Here is a 17,645-nt window from a genome sequence, read left to right on the forward strand (position 1 = left end):
CCGGGAAGCGAGTAAACTTAAAGGATATCTTCAGAGGAGGATACGCGATGAAACGACTTCTGCTTTTGACGGCACTCCTGCCGTTTGTCGGCTTTGCACAGCCCATTAATACTCTGAATAATCCTAACCAGCCGGGGTATCAGATCCCCAGCCAGCAGCGGATGCAAACTCAAATGCAGACTCAGCAAATCCAGCAAAAAGGGATGCTGAATCAGCAACTGAAAACTCAGACGCAATTGCAACAGCAGCATTTAGAAAATCAGATTAATAGCAACTCTCAGCGGGTATTGCAGTCGCAGCCGGGGGAGCTAAATCCTGCCCGGCAGCAAATGCTGCCCAACACCAACGGCGGGATGTTAAACAGTAACCACAATCCGGATAGTTCGCTAAATCAGCAGCATATGCTGCAAGAGAGGAAAAACGGCGACATGCTGAATCCGCCCAGCACGTCGCAGCCTGACATTCCGTTGAAAACTATTGGGCCGTAAAGTTCGGACCAATCACATCAATCGCATCGGTACAGATGCAATCCACGCCCCAGCGCAGCAACTCTGCCGCGCGCTGGGGTTTGTTGACGGTATACACCAGAATCCGCAGTCCAGCGTCTTTCAACTGCATCACTCGCGCTTTATCGAGCAACTTATGATTGAGATGAATAGAGACGCAGCCCAGCCGCGCGGTCAGTTCGCGCCAGTCGTCGCGCCACTCATCAAGCAATAAACCACGCGGCAGTTCCGGTGCCGCCAATTGTGCGGCTTCTAAAGCATCAATCTCAAACGATGACAGCAGCGGCGGCGTCATACCGGCCCACAGTTCACGTGCCACCAGCGCCACCATTTTGCCCGTTAATGGCCCGGTGCCAGTGGTGGGCTTGATTTCGATATTCGCCATCATCCCATGTTCGCGACAGCGTTCCGCCACCTGCGAAAGCAACGGCAGCGGCTCACCTTTAAACGCTTTGCTGTACCAACTGCCTGCATCCACGCGCAGTAAATCCTGCCAGTTCAGCTCGCCCGCAACGCCCCAACCGTTGCTGGTACGTTCGAGATTATCGTCATGGAGCAGGAAGATCTCGCCATCTTTCGATAACTTCGCGTCAAATTCGATCATCTTATGACCGTATTTTGCCCCTACGTCGATTGCCGCCAGGGTGTTTTCCGGGGCCAACTTACCGCCGCCACGATGAGCGACGATGCGGGGATAAGGCCAGTTACTCATACTCGTTGTCCTGTTTCACCATCAAAAAGATGTAGCTGATTTTCCGGCAGATGCAGCCACAGCGTGCTGCCTGCCGTCGGGCGCTCCTGATGCGCCAGTCGCACCACCAGCTTCTGTTCCCCCCAGCGTCCGTGTGCCAGGTTATCTGCGCCGAGGATCTCCAGCGTGTCCATCACCAGTGGCACGCCGCCTTCTGCCTGCGAACTTAGCGCAATATGTTCCGGGCGGATACCGAGGGTCATTTTACGCCCGGCATACTGGCGATAGTAACCGTTTAGCGGCAGCGCAATACCGCCTTCCAGTTCGAAATGCGTGCCTTCGTTATTCACGCGGCCTGTCAGCAGGTTCATCGCCGGACTGCCGATAAAACTCGCCACAAACAGGCTGGCGGGCTTTTCGTACACTTCCACCGGTGTGCCAACCTGTTCGGCAACACCGCCGTTCATTACCATCACGCGCTGGGCGAGGGTCATCGCTTCAACCTGATCGTGGGTAACGTAGAGTGAAGTTGTTTTCAGGCGACGGTGCAGTTGTTGTAGTTCAAGCCGCATCTGCACGCGCAGCTTGGCATCGAGGTTAGAGAGCGGCTCATCAAACAAGAACACCGCCGGCTCACGCACAATCGCGCGCCCCATCGCCACACGCTGGCGCTGACCGCCGGATAGCTCACGCGGGCGACGTTTGAGCAGGCCGTCCAGCTCCAGAATACGCGCCGCTTCTTTAACGCGCTCGGCGATTTGCTGCTTGCCCATGCCGCGGATTTTCAGCCCCCACGCCATGTTCTCCTCAACGCTCATATGCGGATAGAGCGCGTAGTTCTGGAATACCATCGCAATTCCGCGATCTTTCGGCTCCATTTCAGTGACACGCTTGCGGTCGATCCAGATATCGCCCGTCGTTACCCGCTCCAGTCCGGCCACCATTCGCAATAACGTCGATTTCCCGCAGCCAGACGGCCCGACCATCACGATAAATTCGCCATCCGCCACATCAAGGGTCAGCGGTTTAATGACCTGGGTTTTGCCATCCCAGCTTTTGGTTACTGCCTGTAATTTCAGTCCTGCCATCTTATTTCTCACTATCGACCAGGCCGCGCACAAAGGCACGCTGCATCACTAAAACAATCACTACTGGTGGGATCAGGGTTAACAACATCGCCGCCATCACCGAGTTCCATTCCGTGGTGCCTTCGCCAGTGGCGATCATCCCTTTAATCCCTGCCACGGTGGTGCCGAGATCAACGTCGGTAATAATCAACAACGGCCACAAATACTGGTTCCAGCCGTAAATAAAGGTGATCACAAACAGCGCCGCCAGATTGGTTTTTGACAGCGGAAAAACGATGTCGCAAAAGAAACGCATTGGCGACGCGCCGTCGATCCGCGCCGCTTCCACCAGTTCATCCGGCAGCGTCATAAAGAACTGGCGGAACAGGAAGGTAGCGGTCGCCGAGGCCATCAGCGGCAGCGTTAAACCAGCGTAGCTGTCGAGCATCTTCAGGTTGGCGATGACTTCCACCGTCGGGAAGATACGCACTTCAACCGGCAACATCAGGGTGATAAAAATCATCCAGAAGAAGAGGTTACGTAGTGGAAAACGAAACCAGACAATGGCAAATGCCGAGAGCATCGAGACGGTAATTTTGCCGAGCGTAATGCTGAACGCCATCACAAAGCTGTTAAGCAACATCCGCCAGAACGGCGCGCTATTCGTACCAACCCCGTTTACCCAGATATTGTGGATGTTTTCCAGCAGATGCGTGCCGGGAATAAGCGTCATCGGCGCGGCGTAGACTTCTTGTTTATCCAGCGTCGCCGCGACAAACGCCACGTACAGTGGGAAGAGGATCACCGCGATCCCGAGGATCAGCATGGTATGGCTGAATATCGTCAGCCACGGACGGTTCTCAATCATTGGTAACGCACCTTGCTTTCAACATAGCGGAACTGCACCACCGTCAGCACGATGACGAGGAACATCAACACCACCGACTGCGCGGCAGACGAAGCCAGATCCAGTCCGGTAAAGCCTTCGCGGTAGATCTTATAAATCAGCGTCGTGGTGGCCTGAACCGGCCCGCCGGACGTGGCGGCTGATGCGCCGCGCGATAAATGCGCCCATTTCCGTGAGATAAATGGCACCGCTGCGGCGTTTCAATATTTGCAAAAGAATTACAATCCTATCGCGTCATCCTTCCTCTGACTATCTACCGGAAAATACCGGTAGAGCGTCGATAACCCCACCCCGTAGATAATGGCAAGCTGCTGGCGGGTATGCCCCTTATCCAATAGCCGTGCAATCTGTTCCCGCTCATGCGGCTTTAAAGCGTTGGGCCTTCCACCTATGCGTCCCTGTGCTCTGGCTGCTGCCAACCCGGCCAGTGTTCGTTCGACGATCAGCTCACGTTCCATCTCCGCCAGTGCCGACATGACGTGTGAAAGAAGAAGCGCCCCATGGCACTGCTGGTATCAATACTGTCTGTTAAAGAGCGGAAGTGGGCACCGCGTTCATGCAATTCTGATATCAGTGCGATCAGGTTCTTAACGCTGCGCCCCAGCCTGTCCAGTTTCCACACAACCAAGGTGTCTCCGCTATTAACGCACTTTAAAGCGCGATTCAGACCGGGGCGACTGGCAACTTTTCCGCTCATACGGTCTTCAAAAATGCGGTCACAGTTTGCGCTTGTGAGCGCATTACGCTGTAAATCGCTGTTCTGGTCGATTGTTGATACGCGGATATAACCAATGATGGCCATCAATTTTCCTCCTCTATGTCGCGGTGGGAGGATTTTTGCAGATTTCACTATGTGTAACTGCTTTTCCAAAAACCTTGGTTTGGGAACAGCGGCAAAACGGGATGTGGGTACGGGGGTAAATCAGATACCGGATATGTCGAGTTTTCAGTCGGGACTCTACTGGCAAAAACTTCCAGATAAACTTGTTCAGTGGGTTCCCATTCCTCCCCATGATGGTGACCAGGTTATTACCTTGCCTGTTCCTTTCCCCGGGGGAATTTCAGGCTTTGCAGTTGGTGCCGGATATGAACCAACCAGCGGTAGGATTACCACGTTTGCAATAAATGTTGGCACCGGACCGACATCAACTATTATTTCTCGCGCCAGTGACTCCATTTCTGGTGGTTCATGTATTTTGATAGGTTACTGAAAATATGAATAAATATCTGTATGACAGTAAAACAAATGCTTTCTACCCATTTATTCTGAAGGCTGACTATGAACATTCAGACACCTGGCCGGAAAGTGGAGTGGCGGTAGGGGAAGATGTTTTTCTGGAATTTGTGAGAGTGAATCCAGAGAAAGTCCGGGTTGCCGGAGAAGATGGGATGCCTGTATGGGCAGATGCACCGGAACCGACACCAGAACAAATTATTGACTCGGCAACCTGCGAAAAACAACGACGCATCGATGATGTCAATGATTATATTAACAACAAGCAGTGGCCTGGCAAGGCTGTCATAGGCCGCCTGAAAGGCGAAGAACTGGCTCAATACAATTTGTGGCTGGATTATCTGGATGCACTAGGAATAGTCGATACTTCCAGTGCTCCAGATATTGAATGGCCTATGCCTCCGGCTTCGGCGGAAAGGTAATACCAGGCGCGGTACTGGTATCGACTTTAGTCAGTTTGTAGCGGTACCGCTGCCATTCAGCCAGACGTGGCACGTCAACATCGTCGATGTAGCCTCCTGCCTGAGCATCTGCCAGTGGGGCGATAATCGCCGTTGCCTCCGCCAGTAACGCGGATTTCTGAAATTCCGCAGCGATAATTTGTTCTTTTTTAGATGGTGGTTGTACATCTATCCATGTTGGTTTCCCATTAACATCCGGGCCGCGAGTTTTGCCTTCTGGCGGTGTGCCGCTATATTCCGTAAAAATATCTTCGTCAACATCAACCCCATTTTCAGGCCATGCATTAGCTCGTTTGTAATCATCAAATAATGCCCAGGGATAAAAGGAATTTGTCTCGCCAGAATATCTGTATTTCATTATCAATACCCCACAGCTATATATGAGAGGTTGAATCCACCGGCACCACTCATCCAGGCCTGAAAACCTGTCCTGGTTTGTGACCCCACGACTATTCCATAAGACATTGTAGTCCCCGGAACTGCGCCACCTGACGTGACGTCAGACCACGTGAGATTGACTACGGCCCCTGACGCAAACGCGATCGGAAATGTAGTGCTTGAGAGATTTGAACCAATGCCAAATCCCAGCGTTCCCTTTTGAATAATCAGTCCACCTACAGTTTTGACCCAATTAGGCCCATAACCCTGAAAGCTCATATCCGGTATCTGATTTACCCCCGTACCCACATCCCGTTTTGCCGCTGTTCCCAAACCAAGGTTTTTGACAAAGAGCGCCGGGTCAGGAATATCTGCGCCGTTCTGGTCTTTGGCCAGCTTCTCCGCCAGCTTGTTCAACACCGTGGTCGCAAAGTTCGGATCGTTGCCGAGGGCATCAGCCAGCTCTTTGAGCGTATCCAGCGTCTCAGGGGCGCTGCCTGCAAGCGCCGCAAGTGCTTTGGCCACGAACTCTGTCGTCGCCAGCTTCTTGCTGTTATCGCTATTTGCAGGCGTAGGCGCTGTTGGCGTGCCGGTGAATGTCGGACTGGCTTTCGTCGCGTACTGGGTATGCGGGTCAACTGCCGCGATATGTGCAGCCAGGTCTGTTCCGCTTTTTTCGACCTTTTGTTTGAGGTATGACGTGCGGCTGGCCAGTTGTTTAGCCTGACGGTTAGAAATTCCGTCAGGCCCGCCCAGAACGGGGTCAGAGACCTCAATCTGGTAGATTCCGTCTTCCCACTGCGGGGTTTCAGGTAGGTTTGCCATAATTAACTGCTCCCGTGGTTATAGCTACCGTCATAGTTGACGGTGTTGTTGTAGCGAATGGCGACAGACTGATACTCAAGGCTCGCCAGATGGCAGCGGGCCGGAGCAAAGGCAGCGAGCGTCTGGCGTAACAGCGCCGCCTGATCGTTAGTAATGGGCTGTTGAAGGATGACGCGATAGACCGCCCAGGCTTCCGCATCGCCATGGACGAAAAGCCCGTTGTAAGTGTGTTTGCCGTCGTAGCCAATCTGGCCAGTGCCTTCAATCAGATCCACTTCGCCAAAGCCAAAACGGCGGATAATTTCCCGGATTGACCACGGCGTCCCTTTGTAGCGGTGCAGCTCGATAGCGGATTTGATAAGCATGCGGCGTACATCATCCGATTCCGCCAGCTCCCAGCCATCGCCGAACAGTGAGAACTGCTCGCCCAGCCATGGCAGCGCGGAACTGTCGACGATATCGACGAGATAGACCATCAGTACGCTCAGGTCGATGTTATCCAGCCGCCCGGCCAGTCTTCCCAGCGTTCTGAGGCTGATATCACCCTCAAGCGGCGGCGGCAGTTGCAGCGGTTCAGCCATCGGACACCCCGGTCATGTTAAGAGTGATCGCCGTACAATTTGCCCATTCGTTTTCTGCCACCACCCGCAATGCCGGTGTCACCAGTTCAACCTGGTACACCCCGGAGACGGACAACACGCTGATGATCTGGCTGGGGACAATATCACGCCCCAGCGTGGCGGTACGGGATGCCACCCAGTTCTGTATGGCGCTGTTAGCGCTGTCCTTTACCGAGTTCGCATCCTGATCACGGTAGATAGTGATGTTGGCTTCAATGGTGTAATCCACCTGAACAGGCGTTTTAGCCCGCACGGTATCAGTAAGTGGCCTGACTTTTTCGTCCGAACAGAAACTCTCTACCAGCGTGAGGATGCTGTCGTCCGGCAGACCGGTACTGAGCAGCGGATACAGCTCTACAGTGCCGGGAACCGGGGAAAGCACGGCAACATCGACGATGTTGGGATGGGCCTGCATGGCATGAAAACGGTATGCCATACGGCTTCCGGCGTTAGTGAATGACTCCGGGGCAAGTTTGATACGCTCGCGGAGCCTGTCATTGTCTTCCTGCTCAGAACCGCCAGAACTGGCCGCCAGATTGGTCACCTGCAGATCGACGTTATCAATCTCATCAAGCAACTGACTGACCTGCGCAGGTTGCCAGCCGTTGCCAGCGGCTCCCGGTTCGGTACAGGTGGCCGTGGCATTGACCAGCAGCAATCCGGCTTTCAGCACTACGTCCGTATCGGTGGCAAAAATAATGCTGTCGGAAGCGCTGACGCGGGTGCCCGCCGGAATCAGCACATCAATGGCCAGCGCATCATCCACGGAGAACTGGAGCGTGGTGGTGGCAGGCTGCGCGGCAAGACGGTATACACCGACCAGTTCACCGAGGTAATCAATCATCGGCTCACGGGCAAAGGCGACCAGATTCTGTTTGGCCGCTTCCTGCGTCGCCACCCTGACCAGCATTTCGCGGTATGCCCACAGGTCAATCAACAGGCGTTCAGCCTGAGCGGGATACAGCGTTTTGCCGGTTGCAGCTTCGTACTGTGCAATCATTTCAGCCGTGATTTTATCGGCATCACGTTCAATAAAATCGGGTTCTGTCAGCGCCATAGCAACTCCTGAGTCCGGGGCTGTCCGTCAGAGCCTTTCCAGCTCACCCGGAGCGTAAGATGTTCGCCATCGACGGCGGGTTTAACCGATATAAGCTGGCAGCGAGGCTCCCAGCGGCGGATGGCATCGACGGATTCGCGCACCACATGCGGAATGGCCCGGTCAATAGGCCAGTCGATATAAAGGTGCAGATTGCTGCCAAACTCCGGGCGATGCGGGTCGCTGCCGCGAGGAGTACGCAGGATGATTTGAATGGCCTGCCAGATATCATCCAGCCCCCGGACGATTTCGCCAGGGGCCTGCAGGGCCGGTTGCCAGAATACGGAGGTTGTTTTCATGGGGGCAGTATTGCCCCTGTGCGGGAACGCCGATATTAAAGGCGTTTAAGAAGGTTAATGGGAGTGATGATTGGAGTTCGGGCCGTCAGACAGCATGCTGCCTGTAGAGTGGGCATTGCCGTTGATTTCAAGGTTGCCGTTCACCGTGGTGGTGTCAGCGGTCAAATCAATAGTTTTTCCCTTCAGGCTGATACCTACCGCAACCTCGATTACTACGCGCTCGATACCGCCTTTGACCGTCAGCGTATGGGTCGCGCGGTTATAGCTGAACTCTGCACCATCCGCGTATTTCGTGCCCCGGACGTTTTTGTCGCTGAACGGCGGTTTATCGACTTCTGAGTACACCGCGCCCAGAATGACACCATCCTCGCCGTTGGCATCGAGCAGCACCTCAACCTGCTCCCCCACGTCAGGGAGCCAGTAATCCTTGTTATCCTGGGTATTGCGCTGCAGCACGTTAAGCCAGTTAGTGCGCAGGTTATCGCATTCCGGCAGACGAACGCGGGCCTGAACCTTGTCGGCATCGACGGCGCTGACCGTACCGACCTGACGGGTGACACCTGCCATTATTTCTTCTCCTTTATTACCGTGGACGTGCTGCCGTCCGGTTTATAGACGGTCAGCGTCTGGGTTTTGCCGGTCTTTTTACCTTTCTTCGCCTTGCCCTGCGTGACCGGCCCTCGTGCCACTTCCAGCTCGGTGATGTAGCCGCTGTTACGGTCAAACGCATGGCGGGCAGTGGTTATCAGCCATGGCCCGGATAACTGACCAAAGCCCACCAGTTCAATTTTGTTGCCTGCAGTCAACTGGGGCGTCCCCATCAGCGTCAGGGAGCCGTTCTGCTGGTATTCGTTATGTCTGGCCAGCGCCGAATCTGCTTTAATCCGGGCGCTGTCTGGGTCACTGACGCGGCTGTTGACCTTCAGTGAGTCGGCACTGGTGACTTTTCCGCCTTTGGTTTGTTTGTCGCTTTCGCTGGTACCGCCATCAGCTTCATAAACGATCAGCTTTTTATCGCTGCTCTTCTGGTGTTTTACCTTCGCGGATTTGTAGACGCGGTTGATGGTGTCACGCAGGGAAAAGCGGGCCACATCCTGCGGCTTTAACTGCCTGACCGGCTCCTGACCGCGCAGCGTGGCCAGATGAGAAAAAACCAGCTGGTCGCTGACCACTTTCACGGCATAACCATACTCGCTGGCCAGTCGGCGCAGGAAGCCCACGTCCGTTTCAGCATACTGGGTCACCCGGTCAATTTTAATGGACTCAATACTGCCAACCAGCTTCAGCTGATGCTTTTTGGCAATCCGCCCGGCGATAGCCGCCAGCGTGGTGCTCTCGAAACCACGACTGGATTTTGTCCGCAGGGCGTTGTTGACCGACGTGGCCACACCCCGGATAGCGACAACGGACGCGGGCGAACTCACCTCGATCTCGTCAATAGAGAACGTACCGCAGGACAGCAGCTTCTCGCCCTGATAACCCATTTTCAGTGTCAGCGTGTCACCCTTGCCCGGATACCACTTATCCAGCCAGCGGCCATCGGTGTCGTCCAGTTCCACCTCAATGGTATCGGACTCGCTTTTGATGTTATCGCTGTAGGTTACGCGGGTGACATAGGGGGCGATATCGGTGGTGATGTTCTTCTGCAGATACCACAGCGTGAACACCGGACTCAGAACATCGCTGACGCCGGTTGACGCTGATGCGGCCTGTGCAGTGCTGTTTATCTCAGCCATGGGGCAATATCCTCTTCTGTGGTGGCTTCTTCAGCCTCGATAACCGGAATCAGTAACAACAGCCCCGAGGGCAGCACCGGCGTGATGGCCACGTGCGGATTGGCGGCAATTATCCGGGGATAGCCCAGCGGGTCGCCATAGTACTGCCATGCGAGAGAGTCCCAGCGCTCTCCGTCACGGGTGACATGTTCAAGAAACATCACACACTCCTCGCCAGTATTCTGGCTGCCATGGTGCTTAACCCCGGCGACATACGGGTGAAGGTGGTGCTGGCGGAGTTAAGCTGCCCGGAAACGGCATCCAGCGCCGCCGCGATATTGCTGCCGTCGACTCCGCTCAGCGAAGACTGTGCCTGTTGTACATACGTGGCCGCATCACTGGTGGCTCTGGCCAGACTGATGGCATCAGGCATGGATTCAGAGAGTGCATTAAACGCCGGAACGCTCTTACCTAACGCCCCGGACACGTTGCCCAGTCCGTTCATCAGCCCCGGCATGCGGGTCAGTGCAACGGCGGGGTTATCCTTCATCTTCTGCGCCACCCGAACGGCACTGATAGTGGTCTGGAGAACAGACTGCGCCTGTTTGGCATAATTGACACCGTCGCGAACGTACTGCGCCACCCCGGAAGGTGAAGGAACGGCACCGGAGACCGCCCCGACGCCGGGAACCGTTGTGCGTATCGCAGGAGGCTGTAGCGGGTTTTTCGGGTCGCCGATGTACTCCCGGAGAGACGCGGTGGCATTGACAGCCAGCACGTTGCCGGTGCTGTCGGTTTGCTCGCTGGTCGCAGTAACATCGGTAATCACGAACCAGCCGCGATAGTCACCGTTGCCGAAGACCAGCGCCAGCGCCTGATGGGCCTTCATGGCCGTTCGCAGTCTCGCCAGCTCCACGTCGGGCACACAATAGTGCTGATGGAAGACCAGGCTTATCTGGATCTCGTCCAGCTTATCGCCAACGAACTGCAGGCCGGGCTTACCCTCGATACGGGGATGCTCCACATAATCGACGCCGAACGTGACCTCGAAGCCGTCCCAGTAGGTAATCAGTTCAAACTCAATATCACCCAGTACTGCAAACATCAGCTGTACCTCCTGCGTTGTTGCTGAGCCAGCAGACGCTCCAGCATTTTCTCCAGCTCATGCAGGCTCATATTCAGTGCGCCGGTCAACCCGTCAGGCGCTGCGGTTTCTTTGCCATTGAGGAAAAACTGAGGATTAAAGCTGACCTGAATACCGCCAGATGTCCCACCGCCAGTTGCAACTGCGCCACGACCTGAATATCCCGCAGCCATGATTTCCGGCGACGGGATACGGGGAACATCCGGTGTCATTTCGGTAGCCAGACGCTGCCCGGCCAGTGCAGCAAGTGGTGTGGTGCGCTGCAGGCCGATAGCTGCCCCCTGAGCGATGTTGTCACCGAAGCCCATAAACACGCGGCTCGGCGAATGGATGCCCAGCTTTTCCTTGAACCAGCCACCGACGTTGTCGCCCATATCGGTTACGGTGGTTTTGAGCGACTCCCATTTGTTTTTGATGCCGTTTATCAGCCCGTCGATAAGATGGCCACCGAAGTCAGTGAACTTCGCTGGCAGATCAACGCCGAGATATTTCAGTGCAGCCGCAAAGGCTTTATAGAGCAGACCAACCGGCGACCAGTTGAGTAACAGTTTACCTATCCCAACGATGCCCCCATTAAACGCCTCTTTAATGTCAGCCCAGCGCTGTTTAAACCAGCTACTGACTGTGCCCCAGTTGCGGTAAATAAGGTAAGCTGCCGCCGCGACGGCGGTGATGGCGAGACCAATGGGATTCATAAGCAGCGCCCGACCAATCCAGAGAACGGCCCGCCCGGCGATCATAATGCCGCGAACCAGCCCACCTGACAGCACACCACCCAAAGTTCTGGCTCCTCTGGCGACGGCGCTGAAGCCGGTTATCAGCCAGCGGAGCTTACCGCCTTCACCGAGTGCAATCGTCAGTCGAAGCCAGTTGGCCCGCAGTAAAACGGCATTTTTCCAGACGTTAACAAAGGGGGAAATAAGGAGATTCAGCCCCAACTTGAGACCGATAGTGGCCATCTTGAAAGCGAGTAATGCTCCTACAACCTTTATGGTACCGCTCACGAGTTGCGGGTTTGCCGCTATCCATTTGCCGATACTGTCCATTAAAGGAATAAAAGTCTCACCCAGTTGGATCAAGGCCGGGCGTAGTGACTCACCAATGCTGATGGCTGCCTCGTTAAAACCAATCTGAGTTCTGCGCCAACGACCTTCGAGCGTATTATTTTGTTTTGCAGCATCCTTATCCAGCGTAGACATTGCTGACGGGGTATTCATTTCCTGCTTGCTGGAAAGGTATTTATCCCAGCCCTGACGCATTGACAGTAAATGGTTAACAGTCTGGATATCAGTGAAGACTTCTGCCAGACCAAATGACTCCATTAGCTTCTGCTGGCCTTCCTGATCGCCTCTTGATCCTGCTGCTTTCCATTGCTGTAAAAACGCCTTACCTTTACCGTCGATAAAACGGTTGGCAATCACCAGTGAGGCTTCGTACTGTGAAAAGCCCTGAGCGACGTAATTCTGCATTGACCCCTGATAATCCACCCCGGCTTTAGCATATTTCTGGATGGTATCTCCGCGTCCCATAGCCGCCAGCCAGTTGGACATATTGGTGACCGCTTCCTCAGCAGAGCCGCTACCTTTGCCGACCTCCAGACTGGCAACAATCTGGGTAATTGCATCTTTTCCATAAATACCACGAGCTGCGAAGGCTTTAGCCATGCCGGGTAATGCTTTTGCCATATCCTTCAGCTCAAATGACCCAAGTTTGGCTCCTGTTGCCGCAATACCAAACGCCTGTTCAAGCTCTTTCGCATCAGTGATTCTAAGCGCATCGCTGAAGGCATATGTCATTTTGGCAAGGTCGGTCATATCGGCTTTGGTCGCCGTGGCCGCCTTACCCAACATCCCTGCAAAATTTGCTGCTTGTTCCGGGTTCATACCATCAGCAACCAATTGGCCAACGCCACCCAGCAGAGATTCCTGCAGCTGATTAACCCTGAGCGATGCCTGCCGAATAGCGTTACCAATAGCCTGTTCCTGCCGGGCATCCAGATCCCCTGTGACACTGATATCCCGCAACTGCGATTCAAACGAGGCATATTGTTTGACTGAGGCCATGACCGGTGCCCCCAGTGTTCTGCCGATGGCATAGGTTTCTGCTCCCTGGCCATAGAGCGCCATGCGGTTAGCTTTCAGCGCGTCACTGGTGGCTGATACTGCTGACAGACGGCGCTGCTGGCGCTCAATTTGCTCCATTGTGCGACTTACCCGCAGCAGGTCGCTGTTGAGGCGCTGCATCCGGGAAGAGCCTAACTGGCCATAACGTTCAGTTGCACGGGTTAAGGCATTCTGGCGTTCCTGCAGGCGGCGCGATGTATCGCCCAGGGAATCAAGGGCGCGTCGTGTACCGCTGACGGCAGAACGGAAGCTGCTTCCGACAATGCCGCCAATAATGACGCCGACTGAAAATTCACTGGCCACGGTGGTTATCCTCTGAAAGCGGAAAAACGGAAGGAAAATGTCTGAGAGCCATGCAGAACAGCCGCGAGTAGCGGCTGTTAAGTGATGAGGAGTTACTGATTATCGCCGAACTCGCTTCTGATTTGCTCTTCAGCCTGCTCCAGCCACATCTCCAGATCGTCAGTATCGAGGGCATCAATCTCCCCCGGCTGAAATCTAAACCACCTCGCCAGCAGCCCCTGTGCCTGCATCAGCGTTTTCGTCGCTCTTGCCCAGCCCAGTGACTTGCTGAAATCGTTTCTGCAGCTCCATGTAGTCGGCAAGATCCATGTTATCGAGGTCTTCCGGAAGAATACCGGTGCTACGGGCAATCAGCGGCTCGTCCCAGTCAGCCGGGTCTTTACTGATTTTGCGCACCTGCTTCAGGTCTTTGACCGTCAGGCGTTTCAGTTCAACCTGCTCAACTCTGGTGCCTGCAGCTGTGGTGAAGGGGTAAGACAGCTTAAAAGTATCTGATTGGGTTTGTGACATGATCGTGCTCCTGTGTAAGTTCAGAGCAGTATGTCCGGTGGTGGGACTGGCAGATATTAAAGGGGATTAAGAAGAAAGGGGCCGAAGCCCCTTTGGTATCAGTGAGTGCGAAAGCCTTTGCAGTTACGCAGGAAGGCGATAAGAAGTGCCTTTCCTTCGGATTTGCCGATGCCGGTGAACCAGTGGTCAGGTGGCTCCCATGCCTCAATCAGGTCAGCGAGCTTCCGTGCTTTGGAGCGGGTGCAGTCAATCGGGTCATTGGTTTTACGGGTATTAAAAAGGTTTTCCACCCCCGGAATATCGAGGATGGTAAACCAGGTGCCATTCCCCATGCCAATCGAACCACAGTTCCCGCCTTTATCTTCAATCTCAACGGTCATCGTGGTTCCCCGATGCCAGCTGGGACTTCAGCCTGTACCCCTCAAACTGCCACAGCGCTTCAGTCGCATTGTGCTGCGCTTTAGCGATGGCCACTTTCCTGCCGGTCTCTTCATCAAACAGCCCCGGATGCGCCGTGGCGCTGAATCCACTGCTGACCATAAAGCCATCTGGCATCAGCGCGACAGCAATTGTCAGCGTGGTGCCCGGAACGTGGTGGGTCTGATAACTCAGCGACGCCACTAGGTCGTCTATCGTTTTGCGCTCAACTTTGGGTACCACCATGATCACCCTCCGATATTGATGCGGTAATCAGTCAACTGGTCAACGCCGCCGACGCGGAAGATGTTGGCCAGATAGTCCAGCTCCAGCAGCTCTTCACCATCCAGTACCTGCTTGATGTACGTGCAGGTGAAGCTACTGGAGAACTCGGCGTTCTCATGCTGTTTGAACGTCCCCAGCGGGTTCTTCTTAAACATGATCGTCAGGAAGGTGACCAGCGGAATTTCGTCAATCAGCCCCTGCGAACTGTAGCGCTGAACGCTGGAACGGCACTGCAGCGCCAGCGACTTATACGGGTTCGCGGCAGACAGCATCGCGTCGCGGTAAAAGCTGTTCCACTTGATCTCGCCCTCAAGCTTGTCGAAGCCTGCAGGGAGTTCCACCTTGCCCACCATCCCCAGAGCCTTATGCTCCTGCATGGTCATGGAGACGTCAGGCAGTTTGACCTCCTCGGCCCGGCCCAGCAGGTTAGCGCCATCCAGGTAGATGTTGGCATTCGTGATGCGGTTGATCTCAATCTTTGCCATCAGCTATTCCCCTTCAGGGTTAACAGGTATTCCGAGGTGATCTCGGTCTCAAACGTCAGTCGCTCCAGTGGCGGTGGCGGCGTGTATTTGTAGCTCAGCAACAGGTGACCGGCGGCCAGCTCCGTTTCTTCATTACGGGCCGGATCAAACCAGCAGCTGAAGCCCAGCAGCGCACCGTCGCCAATCAGCTTACGACCGTAGGCGTTGACCGACTCCGTCAGCGCATCAATCAGTGCCTGGGTAATCGGCATGTCGATGTACTGCTGGCTGAAATAACGCAGGGACTCGTTGATCACATCACCGGTGCGGCGAACGTTCTCAAAGTTGCGCATATGGGTGACCGTTGGCCATGCTGCCGTCCGGTTGCCCCACAGACGCAGGCCGCTGCCGTAGCTGCTGAAGACCGTAGTGATGCCCTGTTCGTTGAGCAGGTTCACCTCACTCTGCGGGTCGTCAATCATTGCCGACAGCTGGCGCTCCACGCCGGTGATACCCAGAATCTCCTGGTTGGAGGACGACCACCAGTAGCCCTTGTCCAGGTCGACTTTGGCACGCAGACCTGCAGCACGCTGGCTCAGCGGCTCCAGCCGTTCGCTGTTGGTGGCCGCGTCGTACACCTTGACGTGCGGGTAGCACAGACGGACGCGGTCGGAGCTGGTATTGAAGTTAATGGTGCCTTCCGGGCCACGCCCCGCCAGAGCCTGCGCAAAAGTGGTACCAATCGGCGCGTCGATGTAGGTCACCGCGCCCAGCTTCTCAGCCATGGCGATAAGCTCAACCGAGACGCTGTTCTGGGTGCAGAATACCGGGGCAATCAGGATTTTGGCGAAGTAGCCAAACAGGTTGAAGCTGTCGTTAAGCAGCTTCATGCCGGTACGGTTGCCCGCCGCGTTAACGGCACCGATGATATCAGCCGGGGTGACTTTGGTCGGATCAGCATAGTTATAGCTGGCCTTCACCGTTGCATCTGCAGCAATGCTTTTACCAAGGTTAGTAATCACCCCGGTCTGCGCATCAAGCGAGTAGTCCTGACCTTCCACATAAGGCTGACCGTCGCTGTCCGGTTTCAGTACCAGCTGCGCGACCACCGGATTAGCCAGCTGTGCCTTGCCCGTCGCCTTGTCGAACGTTACGTCTTCATCGGCCACAGCGGTTTTATGCACAGCCGGATCAAGCACGTTAATGACCAGAACGGTGCCTGCCCCATGGTCGTAGATCGCATCCAGTGCCTGCGGAATGGTAAAACCGGTGAGCTGGCTGCCAAACGCCGCTGCATCTTTCTCAGACAGGCACTGCACCAGCGTATTGACGTCCCCCATGGGGGCGGTACCAATCAGGCCAATGACGGCAGACTTCACCGTTTTTACCGGGCGGGCACCGTTTTCCACCTCAATGGTTTCGACGCCATGCAGATAGTTAGCTGCCATGGGAGTCCTCCAGTTTTACATCGTTGTCGCCGCCGTTCCTGCGCTTTGGTGACTGCACAGCCGATGTGCTGGCGGGTTTAGTCTCTTCAGATACCGGCGTCAGATGCTTCAGCGCCACCAGTACCTTCACATAGTCATGCTCCTCCGGCAGGGAAACATTCTTCCCCGGCCAGAGCAGGATTTCGGTTCCGTCCGACAGCGTGACGCCGCTGGCCGGGCCGGAATAGCGGTATTCTTTCATCACTCGCTTTCCTCATAGTTCACTTCGGTTAACAGCGGGCCGGACGGTAAGTCGCTGTCTTCGATAAAGACGCTTTCGGTTGCGAAGTCGAGAGCGTACTGCCACAGCCCCTTGACCTCACCGATAAACACTTCACGGGTCAGCCATATACGACGGCGGCAGTTCGGCGGGGTGTAACCACCGAGGATGCGGCGGACTGCATCCAGAACGTCAATCGCACCTCTTTTACCGTTGAGCTGGCGGAAGACCACCGAGACGCAGAGCTGGATAGTCTGAGGCTGGATCACCGCACCAATATCATCGGGTTTGTCGAAGCGCGAACCGACATAGCTCAGCAGCAACGCCCCGACAGGATGATTCAGGCGGTATTCGGACGGTTTTTCCGGGAAGTACTCCACCTGCAACTGGGGCAGCTTCTCGCGCAACCGGGCCAGCACCGCATCTAGGACGGGCAGAACGTTCATCAGTATTTCTCCAGTAAGCCGTCACGCCCGCCAAAGGTGGGGCGGCGTGCCCGCGCCCGGATTTCACCGGACTCAGGCACATCCTTCTGAGTGGACTGCAGCCCCAGCGTCAGCTTCCCGTCGCGGATAGCCTCAAGCTGACGCCGGGCCTCTTTGTTGTCGTCTTTGACGGTGTCAGGCAGATCACCTTCAGGACGACGGACATACAGGCGGTAACGCACCAGCGTGATGGCAATATCCCGCAGAACGGTAGGCACTTCTGCCAGCGGCAGGGTATAGCGGCCACGAAGGTGCGCATCAATCAACTCCCCGGCGTAGCGAATACAGCTGTCCACAACCGTCACATTCACCGTGGCAGGGGTGTCGAAATCCACAACCTCGTTAGTGAGCTGAATCAGCGTTGACTCAGGCACCTGTTCCTGTAAATCCGCCAGGGTGCAGTACATG

The 17,645-nt window shown here is 55.3% G+C and carries 25 protein-coding genes and 2 pseudogenes; 3 read left to right on the forward strand and 24 right to left on the reverse strand.

Features of this window, described 5'->3' with window-relative positions:
• Positions 1-47: 47 nt before the first annotated feature.
• Positions 48-488, forward strand: a complete 441-nt coding sequence (locus FEK66_RS06275; RefSeq protein WP_130209058.1) for a DUF2756 family protein — start codon at positions 48-50, stop codon at positions 486-488.
• Here the strand turns inward: FEK66_RS06275 and ugpQ are convergent.
• The 5 genes and pseudogenes from ugpQ to FEK66_RS06305 all read right to left on the reverse strand — a co-directional run bounded on the left by ugpQ (position 475) and on the right by FEK66_RS06305 (position 3,973).
• A complete protein-coding gene (ugpQ, locus tag FEK66_RS06280) occupies positions 475-1,218 on the reverse strand; it encodes a glycerophosphodiester phosphodiesterase (RefSeq protein ID WP_130260957.1) in 744 nt (247 codons plus the stop codon). The genes FEK66_RS06275 and ugpQ overlap by 14 nt on opposite strands.
• Entirely contained in the window at positions 1,215-2,285 is a 1,071-nt protein-coding gene (gene ugpC / locus FEK66_RS06285; RefSeq protein WP_135495247.1) for a sn-glycerol 3-phosphate ABC transporter ATP binding protein UgpC, read from the reverse strand. Before ugpC ends, ugpQ begins: the two co-directional genes overlap by 4 nt.
• 1 nt (position 2,286) lies before the next feature.
• Positions 2,287-3,132, reverse strand: coding sequence for a sn-glycerol-3-phosphate ABC transporter permease UgpE (gene ugpE / locus FEK66_RS06290; RefSeq protein ID WP_000572183.1), 846 nt, complete (start codon positions 3,130-3,132; stop codon positions 2,287-2,289).
• A pseudogene (locus FEK66_RS06295) lies at positions 3,129-3,311 on the reverse strand (glycerol-3-phosphate transporter permease); the annotation flags it as partial. The pseudogene FEK66_RS06295 and the gene ugpE, both read right to left, overlap by 4 nt.
• A gap of 78 nt (positions 3,312-3,389) precedes the next feature.
• Positions 3,390-3,973 (reverse strand): annotated as a pseudogene (locus FEK66_RS06305) (recombinase family protein).
• A 49-nt stretch (positions 3,974-4,022) separates the two neighbouring features.
• On the opposite strand from FEK66_RS06305, the gene FEK66_RS25915 reads away from it, so the two are divergent.
• Positions 4,023-4,382: a hypothetical protein gene (locus FEK66_RS25915; RefSeq protein WP_346763425.1), complete on the forward strand. Its 360-nt coding sequence runs from the start codon at positions 4,023-4,025 to the stop codon at positions 4,380-4,382.
• 4 nt (positions 4,383-4,386) lie between these two features.
• Entirely contained in the window at positions 4,387-4,827 is a 441-nt protein-coding gene (locus tag FEK66_RS06315; RefSeq protein ID WP_135495249.1) for a tail fiber assembly protein, read from the forward strand.
• Here the strand turns inward: FEK66_RS06315 and FEK66_RS06320 are convergent.
• From FEK66_RS06320 to FEK66_RS06415, 19 genes are all read right to left on the reverse strand, one after another.
• Positions 4,799-5,224: a tail fiber assembly protein gene (locus FEK66_RS06320; protein WP_135495250.1), complete on the reverse strand. Its 426-nt coding sequence runs from the start codon at positions 5,222-5,224 to the stop codon at positions 4,799-4,801. The two genes, FEK66_RS06315 and FEK66_RS06320, sit on opposite strands and share 29 nt — an antisense overlap.
• 2 nt (positions 5,225-5,226) lie before the next feature.
• On the reverse strand, positions 5,227-6,069 hold the full coding sequence (locus FEK66_RS25920; protein ID WP_240782955.1) for a phage tail protein: 843 nt from the start codon (positions 6,067-6,069) through the stop codon (positions 5,227-5,229).
• A 2-nt stretch (positions 6,070-6,071) separates the two neighbouring features.
• Positions 6,072-6,650 carry a phage tail protein I gene (locus FEK66_RS06335; protein WP_016246279.1) on the reverse strand — a complete coding sequence of 193 codons (579 nt, stop codon included), beginning with the start codon at positions 6,648-6,650 and terminating at the stop codon, positions 6,072-6,074.
• On the reverse strand, positions 6,643-7,746 hold the full coding sequence (locus FEK66_RS06340; RefSeq protein WP_135495251.1) for a baseplate J/gp47 family protein: 1,104 nt from the start codon (positions 7,744-7,746) through the stop codon (positions 6,643-6,645). Before FEK66_RS06340 ends, FEK66_RS06335 begins: the two co-directional genes overlap by 8 nt.
• Positions 7,737-8,084 (reverse strand): GPW/gp25 family protein, encoded by a 348-nt coding sequence (locus FEK66_RS06345; RefSeq protein WP_087768339.1) that lies wholly within the window; start codon positions 8,082-8,084, stop codon positions 7,737-7,739. Before FEK66_RS06345 ends, FEK66_RS06340 begins: the two co-directional genes overlap by 10 nt.
• A 54-nt stretch (positions 8,085-8,138) precedes the next feature.
• Positions 8,139-8,651, reverse strand: a complete 513-nt coding sequence (locus FEK66_RS06350) for a phage baseplate assembly protein V (protein ID WP_135495252.1) — start codon at positions 8,649-8,651, stop codon at positions 8,139-8,141.
• Positions 8,651-9,820: a contractile injection system protein, VgrG/Pvc8 family gene (locus FEK66_RS06355; RefSeq protein ID WP_135495253.1), complete on the reverse strand. Its 1,170-nt coding sequence runs from the start codon at positions 9,818-9,820 to the stop codon at positions 8,651-8,653. Before FEK66_RS06355 ends, FEK66_RS06350 begins: the two co-directional genes overlap by 1 nt.
• Positions 9,808-10,020, reverse strand: coding sequence for a tail protein X (locus tag FEK66_RS06360; RefSeq protein WP_000478225.1), 213 nt, complete (start codon positions 10,018-10,020; stop codon positions 9,808-9,810). Before FEK66_RS06360 ends, FEK66_RS06355 begins: the two co-directional genes overlap by 13 nt.
• Positions 10,020-10,904 (reverse strand): phage tail protein, encoded by an 885-nt coding sequence (locus FEK66_RS06365; protein ID WP_135495254.1) that lies wholly within the window; start codon positions 10,902-10,904, stop codon positions 10,020-10,022. Before FEK66_RS06365 ends, FEK66_RS06360 begins: the two co-directional genes overlap by 1 nt.
• Positions 10,904-13,369, reverse strand: a complete 2,466-nt coding sequence (locus tag FEK66_RS06370) for a phage tail tape measure protein (RefSeq protein ID WP_135495255.1) — start codon at positions 13,367-13,369, stop codon at positions 10,904-10,906. The genes FEK66_RS06365 and FEK66_RS06370 overlap by 1 nt, the downstream gene beginning before the upstream one ends.
• 92 nt (positions 13,370-13,461) lie before the next feature.
• A complete protein-coding gene (locus FEK66_RS06375) occupies positions 13,462-13,599 on the reverse strand; it encodes a GpE family phage tail protein (protein WP_094948383.1) in 138 nt (45 codons plus the stop codon).
• Positions 13,565-13,879, reverse strand: coding sequence for a phage tail assembly protein (locus tag FEK66_RS06380; protein WP_055311824.1), 315 nt, complete (start codon positions 13,877-13,879; stop codon positions 13,565-13,567). Before FEK66_RS06380 ends, FEK66_RS06375 begins: the two co-directional genes overlap by 35 nt.
• 98 nt (positions 13,880-13,977) lie before the next feature.
• Complete coding sequence (locus FEK66_RS06385; protein WP_032438844.1) at positions 13,978-14,259, reverse strand: hypothetical protein; 282 nt, start codon at positions 14,257-14,259, stop codon at positions 13,978-13,980.
• Positions 14,249-14,542 (reverse strand): Gp49 family protein, encoded by a 294-nt coding sequence (locus FEK66_RS06390; protein WP_135495256.1) that lies wholly within the window; start codon positions 14,540-14,542, stop codon positions 14,249-14,251. Before FEK66_RS06390 ends, FEK66_RS06385 begins: the two co-directional genes overlap by 11 nt.
• 2 nt (positions 14,543-14,544) lie before the next feature.
• A complete protein-coding gene (locus tag FEK66_RS06395; RefSeq protein WP_162837902.1) occupies positions 14,545-15,069 on the reverse strand; it encodes a phage major tail tube protein in 525 nt (174 codons plus the stop codon).
• On the reverse strand, positions 15,066-16,493 hold the full coding sequence (locus FEK66_RS06400) for a phage tail sheath subtilisin-like domain-containing protein (RefSeq protein ID WP_023304056.1): 1,428 nt from the start codon (positions 16,491-16,493) through the stop codon (positions 15,066-15,068). Before FEK66_RS06400 ends, FEK66_RS06395 begins: the two co-directional genes overlap by 4 nt.
• Positions 16,483-16,734: a hypothetical protein gene (locus FEK66_RS06405; protein ID WP_171023566.1), complete on the reverse strand. Its 252-nt coding sequence runs from the start codon at positions 16,732-16,734 to the stop codon at positions 16,483-16,485. The genes FEK66_RS06400 and FEK66_RS06405 overlap by 11 nt, the downstream gene beginning before the upstream one ends.
• On the reverse strand, positions 16,734-17,198 hold the full coding sequence (locus FEK66_RS06410) for a Gp37 family protein (protein WP_135495258.1): 465 nt from the start codon (positions 17,196-17,198) through the stop codon (positions 16,734-16,736). Before FEK66_RS06410 ends, FEK66_RS06405 begins: the two co-directional genes overlap by 1 nt.
• Positions 17,198-17,644, reverse strand: a complete 447-nt coding sequence (locus FEK66_RS06415; protein ID WP_039271488.1) for a DUF1320 domain-containing protein — start codon at positions 17,642-17,644, stop codon at positions 17,198-17,200. Before FEK66_RS06415 ends, FEK66_RS06410 begins: the two co-directional genes overlap by 1 nt.
• Position 17,645 lies beyond the last annotated feature (1 nt).

This window comes from Escherichia sp. E1130, assembly GCF_005781065.1.
Classification (GTDB): domain Bacteria; phylum Pseudomonadota; class Gammaproteobacteria; order Enterobacterales; family Enterobacteriaceae; genus Escherichia.

Bases quoted from the DNA above. Each gene is read 5' to 3' on its own strand.
- FEK66_RS25915 (WP_346763425.1), top strand. From the start codon at position 4,023: ATGTGTAACTGCTTTTCCAAAAACCTTGGTTTGGGAACAGCGGCAAAA.
- FEK66_RS06390 (WP_135495256.1), bottom strand. From the start codon at position 14,542: ATGGTGGTACCCAAAGTTGAGCGCAAAACGATAGACGACCTAGTGGCG.
- FEK66_RS06345 (WP_087768339.1), bottom strand. From the start codon at position 8,084: ATGAAAACAACCTCCGTATTCTGGCAACCGGCCCTGCAGGCCCCTGGC.
- FEK66_RS06375 (WP_094948383.1), bottom strand. From the start codon at position 13,599: ATGCAGGCACAGGGGCTGCTGGCGAGGTGGTTTAGATTTCAGCCGGGG.
- FEK66_RS06340 (WP_135495251.1), bottom strand. From the start codon at position 7,746: ATGGCGCTGACAGAACCCGATTTTATTGAACGTGATGCCGATAAAATC.
- ugpQ (WP_130260957.1), bottom strand. From the start codon at position 1,218: ATGAGTAACTGGCCTTATCCCCGCATCGTCGCTCATCGTGGCGGCGGT.
- FEK66_RS06405 (WP_171023566.1), bottom strand. From the start codon at position 16,734: ATGAAAGAATACCGCTATTCCGGCCCGGCCAGCGGCGTCACGCTGTCG.
- FEK66_RS06335 (WP_016246279.1), bottom strand. From the start codon at position 6,650: ATGGCTGAACCGCTGCAACTGCCGCCGCCGCTTGAGGGTGATATCAGC.
- FEK66_RS06320 (WP_135495250.1), bottom strand. From the start codon at position 5,224: ATGAAATACAGATATTCTGGCGAGACAAATTCCTTTTATCCCTGGGCA.
- FEK66_RS06275 (WP_130209058.1), top strand. From the start codon at position 48: ATGAAACGACTTCTGCTTTTGACGGCACTCCTGCCGTTTGTCGGCTTT.
- FEK66_RS06400 (WP_023304056.1), bottom strand. From the start codon at position 16,493: ATGGCAGCTAACTATCTGCATGGCGTCGAAACCATTGAGGTGGAAAAC.
- FEK66_RS06365 (WP_135495254.1), bottom strand. From the start codon at position 10,904: ATGTTTGCAGTACTGGGTGATATTGAGTTTGAACTGATTACCTACTGG.
- FEK66_RS06350 (WP_135495252.1), bottom strand. From the start codon at position 8,651: ATGGCAGGTGTCACCCGTCAGGTCGGTACGGTCAGCGCCGTCGATGCC.
- FEK66_RS25920 (WP_240782955.1), bottom strand. From the start codon at position 6,069: ATGGCAAACCTACCTGAAACCCCGCAGTGGGAAGACGGAATCTACCAG.
- FEK66_RS06385 (WP_032438844.1), bottom strand. From the start codon at position 14,259: ATGACCGTTGAGATTGAAGATAAAGGCGGGAACTGTGGTTCGATTGGC.
- FEK66_RS06315 (WP_135495249.1), top strand. From the start codon at position 4,387: ATGAATAAATATCTGTATGACAGTAAAACAAATGCTTTCTACCCATTT.
- ugpE (WP_000572183.1), bottom strand. From the start codon at position 3,132: ATGATTGAGAACCGTCCGTGGCTGACGATATTCAGCCATACCATGCTG.
- FEK66_RS06415 (WP_039271488.1), bottom strand. From the start codon at position 17,644: ATGTACTGCACCCTGGCGGATTTACAGGAACAGGTGCCTGAGTCAACG.
- ugpC (WP_135495247.1), bottom strand. From the start codon at position 2,285: ATGGCAGGACTGAAATTACAGGCAGTAACCAAAAGCTGGGATGGCAAA.
- FEK66_RS06360 (WP_000478225.1), bottom strand. From the start codon at position 10,020: ATGTTTCTTGAACATGTCACCCGTGACGGAGAGCGCTGGGACTCTCTC.
- FEK66_RS06380 (WP_055311824.1), bottom strand. From the start codon at position 13,879: ATGTCACAAACCCAATCAGATACTTTTAAGCTGTCTTACCCCTTCACC.
- FEK66_RS06355 (WP_135495253.1), bottom strand. From the start codon at position 9,820: ATGGCTGAGATAAACAGCACTGCACAGGCCGCATCAGCGTCAACCGGC.
- FEK66_RS06410 (WP_135495258.1), bottom strand. From the start codon at position 17,198: ATGAACGTTCTGCCCGTCCTAGATGCGGTGCTGGCCCGGTTGCGCGAG.